Source organism: Novosphingobium sp. TK46, assembly GCF_055361525.1.
The window spans coordinates 1,708,120-1,725,196 of sequence record NZ_CM143963.1; the positions used below are offsets into that span (position 1 = coordinate 1,708,120).

14 protein-coding genes are annotated in these 17,077 nt (G+C 65.2%); 9 read left to right on the top strand and 5 right to left on the bottom strand.

Annotated elements, in window-relative coordinates:
- Window positions 1-23: 23 nt before the first annotated feature.
- On the bottom strand, window positions 24-779 hold the full coding sequence (locus ACXJ1Z_RS08190; protein WP_463780928.1) for a Crp/Fnr family transcriptional regulator: 756 nt from the start codon (window positions 777-779) through the stop codon (window positions 24-26).
- A 216-nt stretch (window positions 780-995) separates the two neighbouring features.
- Between ACXJ1Z_RS08190 and msrB the strand changes: the two genes are divergently transcribed.
- Together msrB and ACXJ1Z_RS08200 are read left to right on the top strand one after the other, a co-directional pair.
- Window positions 996-1,409, top strand: a complete 414-nt coding sequence (msrB, locus tag ACXJ1Z_RS08195; RefSeq protein WP_463780929.1) for a peptide-methionine (R)-S-oxide reductase MsrB — start codon at window positions 996-998, stop codon at window positions 1,407-1,409.
- 106 nt (window positions 1,410-1,515) lie between these two features.
- Complete coding sequence (locus ACXJ1Z_RS08200) at window positions 1,516-3,750, top strand: transglycosylase domain-containing protein (RefSeq protein WP_463780931.1); 2,235 nt, start codon at window positions 1,516-1,518, stop codon at window positions 3,748-3,750.
- A 42-nt stretch (window positions 3,751-3,792) separates the two neighbouring features.
- On the opposite strand, the gene ACXJ1Z_RS08205 is transcribed toward ACXJ1Z_RS08200, so the two are convergent.
- Window positions 3,793-4,134 (bottom strand): hypothetical protein, encoded by a 342-nt coding sequence (locus tag ACXJ1Z_RS08205; RefSeq protein WP_463780932.1) that lies wholly within the window; start codon window positions 4,132-4,134, stop codon window positions 3,793-3,795.
- Window positions 4,135-4,180: 46 nt separating this feature from the next.
- Window positions 4,181-5,332, bottom strand: a complete 1,152-nt coding sequence (mnmA, locus tag ACXJ1Z_RS08210; RefSeq protein WP_463780934.1) for a tRNA 2-thiouridine(34) synthase MnmA — start codon at window positions 5,330-5,332, stop codon at window positions 4,181-4,183.
- 136 nt (window positions 5,333-5,468) lie between these two features.
- Between mnmA and ACXJ1Z_RS08215 the strand changes: the two genes are divergently transcribed.
- The 6 genes from ACXJ1Z_RS08215 (at window position 5,469) to ACXJ1Z_RS08240 (ending at window position 12,969) form a co-directional block, all read left to right on the top strand.
- Window positions 5,469-5,795, top strand: a complete 327-nt coding sequence (locus ACXJ1Z_RS08215; RefSeq protein WP_463780935.1) for a hypothetical protein — start codon at window positions 5,469-5,471, stop codon at window positions 5,793-5,795.
- Window positions 5,792-6,091 (top strand): CtrA inhibitor SciP, encoded by a 300-nt coding sequence (gene sciP / locus ACXJ1Z_RS08220; RefSeq protein ID WP_463780937.1) that lies wholly within the window; start codon window positions 5,792-5,794, stop codon window positions 6,089-6,091. Before ACXJ1Z_RS08215 ends, sciP begins: the two co-directional genes overlap by 4 nt.
- A gap of 314 nt (window positions 6,092-6,405) precedes the next feature.
- Window positions 6,406-7,605, top strand: a complete 1,200-nt coding sequence (locus ACXJ1Z_RS08225) for an efflux RND transporter periplasmic adaptor subunit (RefSeq protein ID WP_463780939.1) — start codon at window positions 6,406-6,408, stop codon at window positions 7,603-7,605.
- A gap of 36 nt (window positions 7,606-7,641) precedes the next feature.
- Window positions 7,642-11,076 (top strand): efflux RND transporter permease subunit, encoded by a 3,435-nt coding sequence (locus tag ACXJ1Z_RS08230; protein ID WP_463780941.1) that lies wholly within the window; start codon window positions 7,642-7,644, stop codon window positions 11,074-11,076.
- Between the two features lie 142 nt (window positions 11,077-11,218).
- On the top strand, window positions 11,219-12,439 hold the full coding sequence (locus ACXJ1Z_RS08235) for a DUF445 domain-containing protein (protein ID WP_463781201.1): 1,221 nt from the start codon (window positions 11,219-11,221) through the stop codon (window positions 12,437-12,439).
- On the top strand, window positions 12,436-12,969 hold the full coding sequence (locus ACXJ1Z_RS08240; protein WP_463781202.1) for a GNAT family N-acetyltransferase: 534 nt from the start codon (window positions 12,436-12,438) through the stop codon (window positions 12,967-12,969). Before ACXJ1Z_RS08235 ends, ACXJ1Z_RS08240 begins: the two co-directional genes overlap by 4 nt.
- Before the next feature lie 42 nt (window positions 12,970-13,011).
- On the opposite strand, the gene ACXJ1Z_RS08245 is transcribed toward ACXJ1Z_RS08240, so the two are convergent.
- Window positions 13,012-13,890, bottom strand: coding sequence for an LOG family protein (locus tag ACXJ1Z_RS08245; RefSeq protein ID WP_463780942.1), 879 nt, complete (start codon window positions 13,888-13,890; stop codon window positions 13,012-13,014).
- A gap of 76 nt (window positions 13,891-13,966) precedes the next feature.
- On the opposite strand from ACXJ1Z_RS08245, the gene ACXJ1Z_RS08250 reads away from it, so the two are divergent.
- Window positions 13,967-14,998: a S66 peptidase family protein gene (locus tag ACXJ1Z_RS08250; RefSeq protein WP_463780943.1), complete on the top strand. Its 1,032-nt coding sequence runs from the start codon at window positions 13,967-13,969 to the stop codon at window positions 14,996-14,998.
- Window positions 14,999-15,049: 51 nt separating this feature from the next.
- Here the strand turns inward: ACXJ1Z_RS08250 and ACXJ1Z_RS08255 are convergent, their stop codons facing one another.
- The gene (locus ACXJ1Z_RS08255; RefSeq protein ID WP_463780945.1) at window positions 15,050-17,050 is read right to left on the bottom strand and encodes a TonB-dependent receptor; all 2,001 of its coding nucleotides are present in this window, start codon (window positions 17,048-17,050) and stop codon (window positions 15,050-15,052) included.
- Window positions 17,051-17,077 lie beyond the last annotated feature (27 nt).

Sequence of the window (17,077 nt, forward strand, 5' to 3'; positions counted from 1 at the left end):
CGGGGCCCCGAACGATCGGGAGCCTAGGCTTCGGTCAGGTCCTCGCCCATGAACAGCGAACCTTCGCCATAGAGGTAATCGGGCTGGAAGTGCGCGAACACCTCCAGTGCCGGGCGATCGGGAATGGTGACCCGGCCCCGGTTGATTTCGAGCAGATTGCGCTGGCGCACGGCCTTGATGACGCGGTTGATATGGACCGCGGTGGTGCCGCAGGCGTTCGCCAGATGGGTCTGCAGCAGCGGCATGTTGAACCCGTGCGCATCGGCCAGCCCGACGAAGTTCAGTCGATGCCAGAGTTCCAGCATGATGTGGGCAAGCCGTTCCTCGGCCTTGAGCTGTTCGAGCTTGAGGATCCACTCACGGTGGATCGCCGCATCGAGCAACGTCGAGAACCACAGCACACGCGTAAGGTGCGGCTCGTCACGCATGACCTGGGTGAGCCGCTCGTGCGGGACGTAGCCGAGCATCGCCGGTCCGATCGTCACGACATCGTGATCGAGCCGCTTGAGAGCGAAAGCATGAAGGTCAACGAAGTCGCCGGGCACCTGAAGGCCGACGATATGCCGCGTGCCTTCGATCTCGACGACGCGCGCGATAAAGCCATCGAGCAGGAGCGTGCTCTTGTCGGCGAGCACGGCGCGTTTTTGCACCATGTGCCCATCAGGCACGCGTTCCGTCGCCACCAGCAGATCGTCGAGAAGCGAAAGCTCGCGCTCGGACATCGCGTGGCGAAGACGGCCCTTGAGAAATAGACGTGTCTGCCCCGAGACATCGTTCACGAACCGGCTCCATCAGACTTGATAATAGTTAACCTCTATGACCCGACTTTGGTCCGGGCAAGCGGCAACTCATGCCGCTTGTCGTCGCTCTTGAACGTTCAGACTGCTGAATGGTTCATTTTGCTTACGCGACACAGGCAAGGCGCGGAAATGGGGGGCGTTCGTATGGTATCTTCTGCAGGGCGATCCCACATGGCTGCCAAGGAGACCCATGGCATGACCGAAAAGATCGAACTCACCGATGCCCAGTGGCGCGAAAAGCTGACACCCGAACAATACGCCGTCCTGCGCCAGGCTGGAACCGAGCGCGCATTCACCGGCAAGTACGACAAGAACAAGCAGCCCGGGGTTTACACCTGCGCCGGATGCGGCGCGCCGCTGTTCTCGTCGGACACCAAGTACAACTCGGGCTCGGGTTGGCCGAGCTACACCGCACCGATGGAAGACGGCGCGGTCGACGAGGATCGCGATGTCTCGCATGGCATGGTCCGAACCGAAGTGCGCTGTGCCAAGTGCGAGGGGCATCTGGGGCATGTGTTCCCCGATGGTCCGGGGCCGAACGGCCTGCGGTACTGCATCAATTCCGCCGCGCTCGACTTTGCGCCGAAGGACGAAGGCGAGGCGGGCTGAATCGACGCGGTTGATCCGGCTCGTTAAGGGCGGGTTACAAATGCCTGCGCCAGGTGTAGGCGTCACCCGCTCTTGATCGTACGTCACGGGGGTTCGTAAACCGGGAATGCCCAAAGATTTCGGCCGGCGCCAGGAAGGCCGGGATTTCCGCTCGCCAGAGGCGGCGCGCAGGCCTTTCTGGCTGCGCATGCTGCGCGGCATCTTCATCTGGGGCGGTGCGCTGGCGTTGCTTGGCGTAATCTTCCTGGGGACCGCCGTGTTCATGACGGCGCGCGAATTGCCGTCCTTCTCGTCCCTGCAAAGCAGCCAGAACGGCCAGATGATCGTCGTGCGCGCTCGCGACGGCACGGAACTTGTGTCGCTTGGGCCAAGCTATGGTCAGTGGCTACCCTATGACCGCATTCCACGGATGATGAAGGACGCGATCGTCTCGGTCGAGGATCGGCGTTACCGTGAACACTGGGGCGTCGATCCCGTCGGCGTCGCCCGCTCGGTGATGGTCCGCGCCGAAAGCGGCAAGTGGCGCCAGGGCGGATCGACGATCACCCAGCAGCTGGCGCGCACGATCTTCCTCAACAACAGCCGCACGTTCGGGCGCAAGATCCGCGAAGCCGTGCTCGCGCTTGCGCTGGAACACAAGTTCACCAAGGACGAGCTGCTCGAATTGTACCTCAACAAGGTCTATTTCGGCGGCGGCGCCTATGGCATCGATGCCGCGAGCCGCAAGTTCTTCGGCCATTCCGCCAGCGATCTTTCCACTGGCGAGGCGGCGATCATCGCCGGGCTGGTGAAGGCGCCATCGAACTACTCGCCCACCGCCGATGTCGATGCCGCGATCGCGCGGGGCAAGGTCGTGCTGGGAACGATGGCCGCCAATGGGGTCATCTCGCGATCGGAAGCCGAAAGCACCGATCTCGACGCCGTGAAGATCGCCAAGGAGAAGGGCCAGAACTCGGTCCGCTATTTCACCGACTGGGCCTTGCCGCAGCTCGACGTGCTGCTGCCCGATACCGACGAACCGATCGAGGTCTGGACCACGCTCGACACCGGTATGCAGCGCACCGCCACGCAGGCGATCGACAGCAACGTGCCCAAGGGCGCGCAAGGCGCTCTCGTCAGCATGGACGGCGATGGCGCCGTTCTGGCGATGGTGGGCGGCACCGATTACGTGAATTCCAATTACAACCGCGCCACCCAGGCGGTGCGCCAGCCCGGCTCGGCGTGGAAGCTGTTCGTCTATCTCGCCGCCTTGGAAGCAGGCTACACGCCCGATGATCGCGTGGTGGACGAGCCGGTGACGATCCAGGGCTGGAGCCCGCACAATTCGGGCCGCAATTTCGCCGGCGAGATCGATGTGCGCACGGCATTCGCCTATTCCAAAAACACGATCGCGGCATCGCTGGGCAACGAGGTCGGTTTTGCCACGGTCGCATCGATGGCGCGTCGCTTTGGCATAACCACGCCGATCGCGACCAACCCGTCGATGGTGCTGGGTACGTCGGAAACGCGCGTGATCGACATGACTCGCGCATTCGCCGCGGTTTCGGCGGGCGGCACCGCGATCGAGCCCTATGGCATCGTCAAGGTGACGACGACCAAGGGCGAAGTTCTTTACGAGCACAAGGCGCAAGCCGGGCAGGTGCTGGTGCCGCCGCACGTCGCCGCCGGGATCACCGATCTGCTGCAGTCCGCGGTCGCGACCGGCACGGGCCGATCCGCGCAGATCGGTCGTCCGGTCGCCGGCAAGACCGGGACGACGACCTCGAACAAGGATGGCTGGTTCCTCGGTTTCTCCAGCGGGATCACCACCGGGGTATGGATGGGGCGCGACGACGCCCGGCCGGTACCGGGGCTGCAGGGGGGCCACGCCCCGGCCTCCGCCTTCGCGGCTTTCATGCGCTATGCGGTAAAGGATCGTCCGGTGAAGCCGTTCGACACCCAACTCAAGCTTCCGGACTGGCAGCTGGAGCCGGATGACGAGCAGATGACCGGCAATCCCGACGACTATTACTACACCGACGATAACGGCAACTTGATCCAGCCGGGTGGTGCGGGCCGGCGCGGTCCCGCCGACGGCCCCTCACGCTATGAAGACGGCACGGTCGGTCCGGGTGGCCCGGCGGGCGAGCAGGGGCAGGGAAATCGACCGCCGCCGGCTGCGGGCGACGACTTCCTGGAACAGGCAACCGGCCGCCAGGACCAGCGCGATCCGGCTCTGCGCGCCGCACCGCCGCCGCCGGGGGGCAATCGTCCGCCACCGCAGCAGGGATCCAGCGTCCGGATCGTCTCGCCGCCGCCGCGCTCGCCGCCCCAGCAGCAAGGGGCGCCGGTCAACTATTGATCGTCAAGGCTGCCATCGTGCTTCCGGCGCCGTGCTGCCGGCCTAGCGCTGCTTCTTCGTGATCGTCGCGGTGAAGTCGGGGTCTTTCTTTGCCACCCAGTCGACGAACTTGCGTACGTTGGGGTTCAGCAGCAGGCCCTCGACATCCATACCATGACGCTGCAGTTCGGAGTTGGTGAAGTTCGCGGTAAGCGTCTGCTGACAGATCGGATGCATCGGCACGACATCGCGGCCGCCCCGGCTTTTAGGCACGGGGTGATGCCACACTATGGTCTTTCCGGTCGGCCGGCCGCATAGCCAGCAAGGCACGACCGGTGGCGGCGCCTCGTCTTCATCGGCCAGGAAGTCCTCACGCGGACCGTGCTTCGAGTATTTGCGGGCCATGGATCTGCCTGATGTGTCGGGTAATTGAAAAAGCGATGATCGCGCGTCAATGCGCCGCCGTGGTGCCGTCGATCCAGCCGCCGCCCACCACGCGGTCGCCGGCATAGATCACTGCCGCTTGCCCTGGTGCAACCCCGTATTCCGGCTCGGCGAAGCGGATCGTGGCCTCGGCATTGTCGCCGATCGCGCCTTGCAGGGTGATCGCAACCGGCTTGGCAAGCGAGCGGACCTTTGCCGTCAGCGACCCGGTCGGCAGCGGTCCGATGCGATTGGTCTCGATGATGCGCGCGGTACGTACCGCCAGCAAACGCCGGGGGCCGACCCGTACGCGGCGGCTGCCGGCTTCGATGCCGATGACATAGAGCGGTTCAGGCTGGCCGCCGATCTCGAGCCCGCGACGCTGGCCGACAGTGTAGTGGATCACGCCGCGATGCTCGCCCAGAACCTGTCCGGTGATGGCATGGACGATCTCGCCGGGTGCCTCGCCTTCGGGGCGGACGGCGCGCACCACCTTGGCGTAGTCGCCATCGGGAACGAAGCAGATGTCCTGGCTGTCGGGCTTCGCGGCGTTGCGCAGGCCCGCCGCATCCGCCAGCCGCCGCACCTCGGGTTTGGGCAAGCCGCCCAGCGGGAAGCGGAGAAAATCGAGTTGCGCCTCGGTCGTGGCGTAGAGGAAGTAGCTCTGGTCGCGCGCCGGGTCGGCGGCACGGTGCAGTTCGGGACCGGCGGGGCCCATCATCCGGCGCACGTAATGTCCGGTCGCTAGGCAATCGGCGCCCAGGTCTCGGGCCATCGCGAACAGGTCGGTGAACTTGGGGCCCATGTTGCAGCGGATGCAGGGGATCGGTGTGCGTCCGGCCAGATAGTCGTCGGCGAAGCGTTCGACCACGTCCTGGCGAAAGGCGCTCTCGTGATCGAAGACATAGTGGGCGATGCCAAGGCGGTCGGCCACGGCGCGCGCGTCACGAATGTCGTCTCCGGCGCAACACGCGCCCTTGCGGCCGGTGGCGGCGCCATAGTCGTAGAGCTGCAGCGTCACGCCGATGGTCTCGGCTCCGCTCGCCGCTGCCAGCGCCGCGACGACGGAGCTGTCGACGCCGCCGGACATCGCAACGACGATCCGACGCGCGCGAAACGGTTCGGCCAGCTGGAACAGCGCCGCCGGGTCCAGCCCGGCAAGATCGGTAGCAAGGTCCATCGGCAGGCCCATACGCCTTTACGGCGCGTCTGACCACGCCGTGTTGGCATCTGCATCAGCCGAAACGATGATCCTGAAGAGCGAGTAAACGCCGCCTTTACCTCCCCTTGACCATGCTGGTGGTAAGAGCCCGGCCATGGACATGACGTTTGATCTTCTAAACCCTGCATCTGGTCGCAAAGGGAATGCCGGCAAGCCAAGCGCCGTCCACCCGAGCTGGCCGGAGCTGATCGCACGCATGATCGCGGCGCGAGAGGCAAGTGTATCGATGGCAAGGCAAATTAAGGAAGTCGCCGATGTCGAACATGGCAGTTTCAATGGCGGCGCAGCCGCTCACGTGGCGGCGCAAATGCAATCTCGATCATCCGTTAACCCAAACGATTTAGGCAATGGCAAGCCAGGTACGGGCATATCCTCACCCGTCGCCGGCCCAAGCAGAACCGGTGGACGAGGACAACGATGATCGAGAACCAGAAGATCCGACCGGCGCAGGTGATCGGCCCGCTTGGAGAGCCATTGACCCTGGCGTCACTGCCGCCGCCCAGCACCACGCGCTGGGTCGTGCGCCGCAAGGCCGAAGTGGTCGCGGCGGTAAACGGCGGCTTGCTGTCGATCGACGACGTATGCCAGCGCTATTCGCTTACGCTCGAGGAGTTCGCCTCGTGGCAGCGCGCGGTCGATCGGTCCGGAATGCAGGGCCTGCGGGTCACCCGCATCCAGCACTATCGCGATCTTTACGAACGCCAGCAGAAGTATTGATCATCATCCAGGCCCATGATCGGGCTTCAGCTTGAAACAAAGTATCCGTACGATCCGGACCGAGTTCTCCGCTTCATCTTCGAGCCTTGCAGGGGTGATCGTCCGCACGTGACCTAAATGGCACGCGGCGACTCCTTTCCCTAATGCGCATCGCGCCGCATCGACATGGCGTTTGCCACTGACAAGCCCCGGGTATATGGCTCGCTCAGGGGTAGGTATCGGTGCGGACGGTGATCGCGTGCGAGCGTGAGGAGCAGGCCACACCGGTTTTGCGATGGGGGGCAGTGCCGCCGCCCTCGCGCAGGTGGTAGCGGATGAACTACGACGCCAAATTCGATACGATGAACGTCCCTGAGATGGATGAGGCCTACCCGGCCGATGCGCGGCATGGGGCGTGGTTAAATCGGCGCATCTGGCTGTTCGCGGGCCTGGCAATACTCGCGATTTTGGCGATCTGGTTCGCCGTCCACTCGCGCAACACGCCCGCTACCGATACCGGCGTCGACACCCAGATCCCGGTCGTCAGCGTCGATACGCCCGGCCGCGCCTCGATCGTCGGAGAGATCACCGGGACCGGCTCGATTGCCGCACGGCGCGAAATGCCGATCGGCTCGGTGGGCGATGGTGGGCAAGTGATCGCGGTGATGGTCGATGCCGGCGACTGGGTTCGCAAGGGCCAGACGCTGGCGGTGATCGATCGCTCGGTGCAAGTCGAACAGGCCGCCAGCCTATCCGCGCAAGTCGAGGTTTCCGCCGCGGATGCCCGACTGGCGCAGGCCAATCTCGATCGCGCGCTGCGACTGGTCGCTCGCGGTTTCATCTCCAAGGCCGACATCGATCGGCTGACCGCCACGCGCGATGCCGCCAACGCGCGGGTCAAGGTCGCACGCGCGCAACTGGGCGAGACCCAGGCGCGCAATGCCCGCCTCAACATCGTGGCGCCGGAGGATGGCCTGGTGCTGACCCGCACGGTCGAGCCCGGCCAAGTCGTGACCGGTGGCAGCGGCGTGCTGTTCCGCATCGCCAAGGGGGGCGAGATGGAAATGACCGCCCGCCTGTCAGAAGACGACCTGGCCAAGCTGTCCGTCGGTGTGCGTGCGGAAGTGACCCCCGTAGGATCCGCCAAGCCATTCGCCGGCCAGGTGTGGCAGCTTTCGCCGGTGGTCCAGCAGGACGATCGCCAGGGTATCGCGCGCATCGCGCTGAACTATGCGCCCGGCTTGCGCCCCGGCGGGTTCGCCACCGCACGTATCGCTTCGGGAACTACTGTCGCGCCGCGTCTGCCTGAGTCCGCGATCCTGAACGACGACAAGGGCAGCTTCGTCTATATTGTCGGCAAGGACAGCCGGGTCGAACGTCGCGCGGTGAAGACCGGCGCCGTCTCGGCCGAGGGTATCGCCATCGTCGATGGCCTGAGCGGGTCGGAGCAGGTGGTGCTGCGCGCCGGCGGCTTCCTCAACCCCGGCGACAAGGTCAAAGCCCAGCGCGTGGCGCAAGGGCCGTTGCTCCGATGACGCGTACATACTCGATTATCAGCGGACGATAGCGCCATGGGCCTGCAGAACATCTCCGCATGGTCGATCCGAAATCCGATCATCCCAATCGTCTTCTTCTTCGGCCTTCTGGTGGCGGGCATCGTCTCATTCAGCCGGATGGACGTGAACAACATGCCCGACGTCGAGTTTCCCGGCGTCACAATCAGCATTTCGCAACCGGGCGCCGCGCCCAGCGAGATCGAGACGCAGATCACCCAGATCGTCGAGGGCTCGGTCCGTTCGATCCCGGGCATCGACAACATTCAGTCCACCGCGTCGGAAGGCAGTTCGCAAACGCTGGTGTTCTTCAACGTCGGTACCAATCCGGACGTCGCCACCAACCAGGTGAAGAACGCGGTCGATCAGATTCGTTCGGAACTGCCCGACGGTATCCTCGAGCCGCAAGTGCAGAAGATCGAGGCGGGCGGCGGCTCGATCGGGTACTTCGCGGTCAGCGCCGACGACATGACGATGGAGCAGCTCAGCTGGTTCATCGACGATACCGTGGCGAAAAGCCTGTTGTCGGTCCCCGGACTCGCCACCGTCGAGCGCAACGGCGGCGTCGATCGCGAGATCCGCGTGGTCATGGACCCGGACCGCATGGCCTCGCTCGGGGTAACGGCGCGTGACGTCAACAACGTGCTGCGCGCGGTCAATACCGACGCAGCCGGCGGCAAGGCCGAGATCGCCGGATCACGCCAGTCGGTTCGCGTGCTGGGCAATGCCGGCACAGCCTACGCGCTCTCGCAGACGCAGATCAACTTGGGCGGCGGGCGATCGGTCAAGCTGGCCGATATCGCCAATGTCTCGGACGGCTATTCCGAACAGGTCCGCATCGCCAAGCTGCATGGGCGCGAAGTGGTGACGTTCGGGTTCGAGCGCGCGCTCGGCGCGTCGGAAGTCACCGTCTACGAAAACGCGATGAAGAAGCTGGACGCGATCAAGAAGGAGAACCCCAACGTTCACTTCACCCAGCTGTTCACGACCGTCGATTACACCAAGGGCCAGTACACCAGCTCGATGGAGGCGCTGGTCGAAGGCGCGGTGCTGGCGATCGTCATCGTCTACCTGTTTCTACGCGATTGGCGCGCGACCTTCATTTCGGCGATCGCGATCCCGCTGTCGGCGATCCCGACCTTCTGGTTCATGGACCTGCTGGGCTTCACGCTGAACTTCCTGTCGCTGCTGGCATTGAGCCTGGTCGCAGGTGTGCTGGTGGACGATGCCATCGTCGAGATCGAGAACATCGTCCGGCACATGCGCATGGGCAAGACCGCCTATCAGGCGTCTATCGATGCTGCCGACGAGATCGGGCTGGCGGTGGTCGCCACCACCTTCTCGATCGTAGCCGTGTTCCTGCCGGTCGGCCTGATGCCGGGTATTCCGGGTGAGTTCTTCAAGGCGTTCGGCCTCACCGTGGTCGCCGCCGTGCTGATGAGCCTGGCGGTAGCACGCATCATCACGCCGATGGTTGCGGCTTATTTCCTCAAGTCGCACGGCCACGCCGAGCATGGCGGCGGCAAGGCGATGGAATGGTACCTGCGGGTGCTCGCCTGGACGCTCGACGACCGCGAATCCCAGCGTATGCGGGCCGCGCTTCGGCCTGCCCGTGCGAAGGCTTGGTTCTATCCGCTGGGCCTGCTGCTGCTGATGCTGATCCTGGGGTTGGGCGGCGGTCTGGCCTATCTGACATTCAAGGCGGTCGACACCGGCCTGCGCGGCATCGGCTTCGACAAGACCGCTTTCATCCTCTCCGCCGTCATTGCGCCGATCGCGGTGCCTTTCGTGGTGATCGTACTGGGGCGCTTCCTGCGCGCCGCAATCGGGGCGTTGGGTCATTTCGGGCGTTGGTATCGCTATCTCAGCGACCGCATCGCCGCGCGGATGCGCGATCACCGCTTCTTTGCTTTTTGCGCCGGTATCTATGCACTGGTCGTCACGTTCGCACTGCTGGCGGGCGCACCGCAGCAGTTCCAGCCCAACGCCGACGAGGACACCAGCCGCGTCAACATCGAGATGGTGCCCGGCACGACGATCCAGCAGACCTCCGCTGTCGCCACCGAGGTGACGGCGCTCCTGGAACGGCAGCCCGAAGTGCGGCTGGTGATGCAGGCCGCGCGCGAGGGTGTCGGCACGCTCTATGTCTCGCTCAAGCCGGCCAAGGATCGCGATGCCACCAGCGTCGAGTTCGAACGCCGGCTGGCCCCGCAGCTGCAGCAGATCCCCGACGCGCGCGTCAGCTTCGCCACGCAGTCCGGTGGCTTCGGCTCCGGGCGCGACATATCGGTGATGTTGTCGGGCAGCGATCCGGTGAAGTTGCAGGCTGCGGCGCAGACGCTGGTAGAACAGATGCGCGGCGTGGACGGCGTCGTCGCGCCGCGCATCGCCGCCGATCTCAAGCGGCCCGAACTGGTGGTCGTGCCCCGGCTCGATCTCGCCGCGCAACTGGGTGTCACGACCTCGTCGCTCAGCCAGACCATCCGCATCGCCACTTTGGGTGAGATCGACCAGAACGCGGCGAAGTTCTCGCTGAACGACCGGCAGGTGCCGATCCGCGTCATCCTGCCTGCGAACTCGCGGCGTGATTTGTCCACGATCGAGAACCTGCCGGTGCCCACCGCCTCGGGCGGTTCGGTGCCGTTGAAGCGCGTCGCCGAGATCAAGTTCGGCGCCGGTCCGACCCAGATCCAGCGCTATAACCAGGCGCGCCGCATCTTCGTCGGCGCGGATCTCGGCCCCGGCAAGGTCAAGGGGCCGGTGATGGAGGCGATCCAGAACCTGCCGATCATGAAGGACCTGCCCACCGGCGTCTCCAACGCTCCGGTCGGTGAGGACCAGTGGCAGGGCGAGATGATCCAGAGCTTCATCGTCGCGGTGGTCAGCGGTATCTTCCTGGTCTTTGCGGTGCTGGTGCTGCTGTACAAGCGGTTCGTCTCGCCGCTGGTCAACATGGCCTCGCTGCTGCTGGCGCCACTGGGCGGGCTGCTGGCGCTGACCATCGTCGGCCAGCCGGTGTCGATGCCGGTCTACATCGGCATCCTCATGCTGCTGGGCATCGTCGCCAAGAACTCGATCCTGCTGATCGATTTCGCGATCGAGGAGATGGCGAACGGCGTCGACAAGCTGGAGGCGATCATGGACGCCGGCCGCAAGCGCGCGCAGCCGATCGTGATGACCACCGTGGCGATGACCGCAGGCATGATCCCCACCGCGCTGTCGCTATCGGGGGATTCTGCGTTCCGCGCGCCGATGGGGTTGACCGTTATCGGTGGACTGCTGCTGTCGACGCTGTTGACGCTGGTGATCGTGCCCGCCGCGTTCAGCCTGGCCGACGGTTTCGAGAAGCGCATCGGCCCAAGGCTGCGCCGTACGTTCCTGACTTACGATCCGACCACGTCGCACGAACCGCACCCTCCGCGCGGTGGGCAGGGCGTGCTGCCGGCGGAATGAACGAAGGTGCACGGCGCGCGGCACCGTTTGGCGTCGCAGCCGTTAAGGCCCGCATGAAGTCGCCCCGACATCGATCAGACGTGCGCGTCACATGACAGCACGCGTTCTTGCAGCGACCACGCCACCGGATCGCGCGCGCACCATGCGCCGCACGGCTACCGGCATGCTGCTGTTCATGGCGGCGGCGTTCCTGGCCCTGCAGCTTTCACGCGATGCGTTCCCGGCATGGAGCGCGGCGTGGGGCTATGCCATCGCCTTCACCGAAGCGGCGATGGTGGGCGGGCTGGCGGACTGGTTCGCCGTTACGGCGCTGTTTCGCCGGCCGCTTGGGCTACCCATCCCACACACCGCGATCATCCCGACCAACAAGGACCGCATCGCCGACACCATGGCGGTGTTCCTGCGCGACAACTTCCTGACCCCCCAGGTCGTCGCCCGGCGCCTGTCGGGCTTCAACCTCGCCGCGAGCGCGGGCGGCTTCCTTGCCGATCCCGGCCGCTCGGAACAGTCGCGGCTGCGCGCCGGTGCCGCCAACCTCATCGCCGATGTACTCGAATCGCTCGATCCCGAGCGTCTCGGCACGCAAGTGCGTACCGGGCTGGTCCACCAGCTGGAGAAGATCGCGGTGGCGCCGCTGCTGGGTCAGATGCTCACGGCGGCCATCGCCGATCGCCGCCACTTGCCGCTGATGGAAGGCGCGATCCGCTGGGCCGGCCAGGCGCTGGAGGCCAACGAGGATCTGGTGCGCGCGATGATCAGCCAACGCGCCAACTCGCTGTTGCGGTTCGCCGGGCTCGACACCCGCCTCGCCAACGCGGTGCTCGACGGGCTCTACAAGCTGATGGCAGAAATGATCGTCCAGCCCGACCACCCGCTCAAACTCAAGATCGAAGCGATGCTGGAGGAACTGGCGGACAAGCTGGTCCATGACCCCGACACGCAAGCCAAGGTCGAGCAGGCCAAGCGCGACCTGCTAGCCAACCCGGCGGTCAGCGCCTGGTGGCAGAGCGTGTGGGAGCGCCTGCGCCGCACCTTGATCGAGGCCGCGCGCAATCCCAACACCGCGCTGGGAACGCGCATTTCGGGCATGTTGGCCGAGATGGGGCAGGCGTTGCGCGGGGACCCGGCGCTGCAGTTGCAGATCAACCGCTTCGCCCGCCGCACGCTGGTTGGCATCGTCTCGCGCTATGGCGACGAGATCGTGCGGATTGTCTCGGAGACGGTGAAGCGTTGGGACGCACACACGGTTACCAGCCGGATCGAGGGTGCCGTGGGGCGCGATCTGCAGTTCATCCGGATCAACGGTACGCTGGTCGGCGGCCTGTTCGGCCTTGCCATCCATACGGTTGAGCGTTGGCTGTGATCAAGGCGCCGCTGCTTACCACCCCACGGTTCGGCTTGTGGCCACCGCGCGGTCCCGGTGATCTGGATGGCTTGTGCGCGCTGACTGCGGACGAGGAGACCCGGCGTTATCTCAGCACTATCCCACCTTCGCGGCAGAGCCAGTGGGAGCGCCTGATGCGCACCGCCGGTTCGTGGAGCCTCTATGGCTATGGGGTGTTCTACGTGCGCCCGCACGGCAGTGACGAGATCATCGGCAGCCTCGGCATATTCCACTCGTGGCGCGGGCTCGAGCCGCGGATGGACGACCAGCCCGAGGCCGGCTGGATCGTGCGCAAGGACTGGTGGGGCCGGGGTGTCGCGATGGAAGTGATGCGCCCTGTGCTGGCATGGTTCGATGCGCTGCATGGCGAGCAGCGCATCGTGGCGATGATCGACCGCGACAACCTTGCGTCGCAACGGGTCGCGGCGCGGCTGGGCTTTGCCATCTACACGCAGATCACCGACCCAGCGGGCACCCTGATCGACATCTACGAGCGATTGCCGGCCTGACCCGCTCGCTTGCGGCGCGTTGCCGGCCAGGCCCTGGTTGATCTACCTGCAGTCCAGCTCATAGAAGTCGACGATGTGCTTCCAGCCGTCCTCGGCGGTTTCACACCAGCGGAACAGGTCGGTGTCGTTGGCGTTGATCACGCCTTCCTCCGCCATCGCATCGAAGTTGACCACGCGGTTCCAGTAATCCTTGCCGAACAGCAGGATCGGGATAGGCTTCATCTTGCCTGTCTGGATCAGCGTCAGCAATTCGAAGAATTCGTCGAACGTGCCGAAACCGCCGGGGAACACCGCCACCGCCCGCGCGCGCATCAGGAAGTGCATCTTGCGCAGCGCGAAATAGTGGAACTGGAACGACAGGTTGGGAGTGACGTACTGGTTGGGCGCCTGCTCGTGTGGGAGCACCACGTTGAGGCCCAGCGAATCGACGCCGACATCGGCGGCGCCGCGATTGGCCGCTTCCATGATCGACGGGCCGCCGCCCGAGCAGACCACGAACTGGCGCATGCCCTTTTCGACGATGCCACACTCGCTGGCGGTGCGCGCCAGCTTGCGGGCTTCCTCATAATACTTCGACTTGGCGACGAGCCGCTCGACCACTTTCTCCCGCTCGGGCGTGGTGGCGGTAGCGCGTACGGCCTCGACATGCTCTGGCGAAGGAATGCGTGCGGATCCGTAGATCACCAGCGTGGAGCCGATGCCGGCTTCTTCCAGCAACATCTCGGGCTTGAGCAGTTCAAGCTGAAAGCGCACCGGACGCAACTCGTCGCGCAGAAGGAATTCGGAATCGAGGAACGCCAGCTTGTAGGCGGGATCCTGCGTCTGCGGGGTGCCGTGGCGTTGCCCACCGGCGAAACTGGCTTCCTGCTCGGCCTTGTAGAACCGGCGGCGGGTAAGCTCTTTGTCTTCTGGTTCGGTCATCGCCGCCACATGGGGATTTGCGCGGCGATCGTCGAGGGCATTTGCACCCTTGCCGCAGAGCGCTAGGCTGCGTGCGATGCTGAACCGTCGCACCGTCATCACCGGGCTGGCCGCCGCCGCCAGCATCGCCGCCACCGCGCCGCGTCTGACGGCGCAGCCGATGCGCAAGCCGAAGCGATTGAAGCAAGGTGATACGGTCGGCCTGGTCGCACCCGCCGGCTTCGTCGCGGATCGTTTCGATCTCGGAGCCATTCTCGCCTCGGTGCGCGCCGTCGGGCTGGTGCCAAATCCCTCGCCGCATCTTACCGCGCGCCATGGCTATCTGGCCGGGGACGACAAGACCCGCGCGGCCGACCTGCAGGCGATGTTCGAGGACGATAGCGTCGCCGCGGTGATGAGCGTGCGCGGCGGTTGGGGCTGTGCGCGCATACTGCCCTATCTCGATTTCGCGGCGATTGCGCGCAACCCCAAGCTGTTCACCGGGTTCAGCGACAACACCGCGCTGCACATGGCGCTGGCGGCACGCTGTGGGTTTCCCACCATCCATTCGCCCAATGCTTCGGGTGCATGGCACCAGGGTTCATGGCAGGCGCTGCGGGCCTTGGCGTTCGATGGTGCGATGCCGACGATCGCGGTGCCGGACGATCCGCTGGTCGCGCTCAGCCGCCCGAGCAATCGGGTGCGTACGTTCAGGGGCGGCAAGGCGCGCGGACGCCTGCTCGGCGGCAACCTGACGGTGATTTCCGCACTGGCCGGCACGCCCTACTTGCCCGATTTCACCGGCGCGATCCTGTTTCTGGAAGATACCAACGAATCGGAATACCGCATCGACCGGATGCTAACCCAGCTCGCGCTTGCCGGGGTCCTCGGCAAGGTGGCAGGGGTGGTGTTCGGCCAGTGCACCGACTGCGTCGAGAAGGAGGCCGGGTACGGCAACTTCACCGTGTTCGAGGTAATGGACCATGCGTTCGGATCGCTCGGCGTGCCGGCATTCCAGGGCGCCCGCTTCGGCCACATCGCGGGGCAGGCCTGCATTCCCGAGGGCGTCATGGCCGAGATCGACGCGGATGTCGGCACCATCCGGGTGCTGGAATCCGTAGTCGCCTGATATGATGCGCCTCGATCCGGAGCGGCAAACTCCGAATCGAGGACGCAGCGTTCAGATCGCCAGCCGCGCGACGAAGCGCACGTTGCGCCCCGGCATCACCACGACATCCTTGTTGAGCGCGGCTGCGTTGCGCTGAACGTCGTCGGTCAGGTTCTGGCCGACGACCGCGAACTCGATGCCGGGCCTGGCATCGAACGGGCGCCAGGCGATCTGCGCGTCCAGGTTCATGTAGCTGGGCGTCGCGGTGTCGAAGGCGCCGGCCTTGTCCTGGCGCCCGAAATATTTCAGATCGATCCCGGTATCGAGCTTCGTCCCTTTCCAAGAAAGACCACCGCCGACCCGATACGGCGGTATGCGCGGCACGTTGCTGCCGTCATCCAGCGTGGCGCGCGTGTAGTCCGCCAAGACGTGGGCCTGGAAGGTGCCCCGATCGGTCTGCACCAGATCGTAGCTGGCTTCTCCCTCGACGCCGCGGAAGTGCGCGTCCTGCTGGCGATAGAACAGCTCGCGCAGGTCCTGGGTGTCATCGTCGACGCAAGTGCCGGTATCGTCGCAAGTGCGCCCGGTCAGGTCGCCATAGATGTAGTGCTTGAACCATGTGCTGTAGATGCTGCCATCGAAATGGAAGCGCCCCGATCGCAATCGCAGGCTTCCCTCGAGCGAGTTCGCCCGCTCGATGCGCAAGTCGGGATCGCCGGTTTCGAACGTGCCGGGACCATCGTGGCCGCCCCGCGCGAACAACTCCGTTTGCGCCGGCGCCCGTCCGGTGCTGGAGAAGGTAAGGCCCAGCTTGACGGCGGGGCTTGCCGTCCACAACGCGCCGATCGCGCCGCTGACGGGGGTGTAGCTGTTGCGGGTGCGGATGTCGTCCGCCGGCGTGCCGGAAATGCTGACATGCTCGACCCGACCGCTCGCCTGAAGGTTCACGCTGTCTGCAAGCGCAAGCTCTGTGAACAGATAACCAGCCTGCGACTTGGTATGCGTCGGGAACAGATAGCTTGAATCCTCGCCGATGGCTGAGAAGCGGCGGTCCTGCGCTTCGAAACCAATGGCGGTGTTGTGCAAAGGCCCCAGCGGCCCCATCAGCAGTTCGGCGCGGCCATCGTATTCCTTGTTGCGGAACGTGCTGGCGATCTCGCCCTCGGGCGTGACTTCGCTGTGCTTATACTTGCCGTAGCTGCCATCGAAGGTCAGCGTCTTCAACAATCCCGAACCCAGGTCGAACGCGTTGCGGGTCAAGACCTTGGTCTGCTTCATCACGATATGCGTGTCGTCGCTGGGGATGCCGTAGTTGGCGTCATACTGCGTCACCGCCGCGCCGACATGGCTGTCTCCCATGAAGTACGATCCGCCCAGGGTGCCGCCGTGGGTGTGCGAATACGAGTTCGCCTGCGTGCCGAGCGGCGTGTCGTAATCGTCCGCGTGGCGATAGAAGCCATCGGCATGAAGCGCCAGGTTGCCGATCGCGGCGTCCGCCAGCCCCGAGGTTTCGAAAGCATTGGCGACGGTGCCGTAGCTGCCGGTGACCTCGGCCGAGAGAGGCTTGTCGGGCAGCGACATCGGCACCCGGTTGTTGAGCACGTTGACCACGCCGCCGATCGCCTGACTGCCATAGCGCAAGGTGCCGGCCCCGCGGACGACTTCGATGCTCTGGGCGGAGAGCGGGTCGATCGGGATACCGTGGTCGGGGCCGATGTCGGACACGTCGGAGCTGCTGACCCCGTCCTCAAGGATGCGGACGCGGTTGGCGTCCATGCCACGGATGATCGGACGGCTGGCGCCGGTTGCGAAACCGGTCGACGAGATGCCCGGTACATTGGCGAGCGCGCTGGCGATGCTGGAGCCGCCTTGCGTCAGGATCGTGGCGCGATCGACCTTGGCGACGATCGCCGGGGTATTGTCTTGCTGGGTGGCGAAGGGCGACGCGGTGACGACGATCTCGTCATGGGCGTGGGTTCTGGTCTTGGCGGTATCGGCCGAGGCGTCCTGCGCGGATGCCGCGACAGGGGTGAGCACGGCAAGAGCCGTACCCGCAAGCAGGAAGGTTCGCATGAAATTTCTCCGGAAAAGAACGGGGCA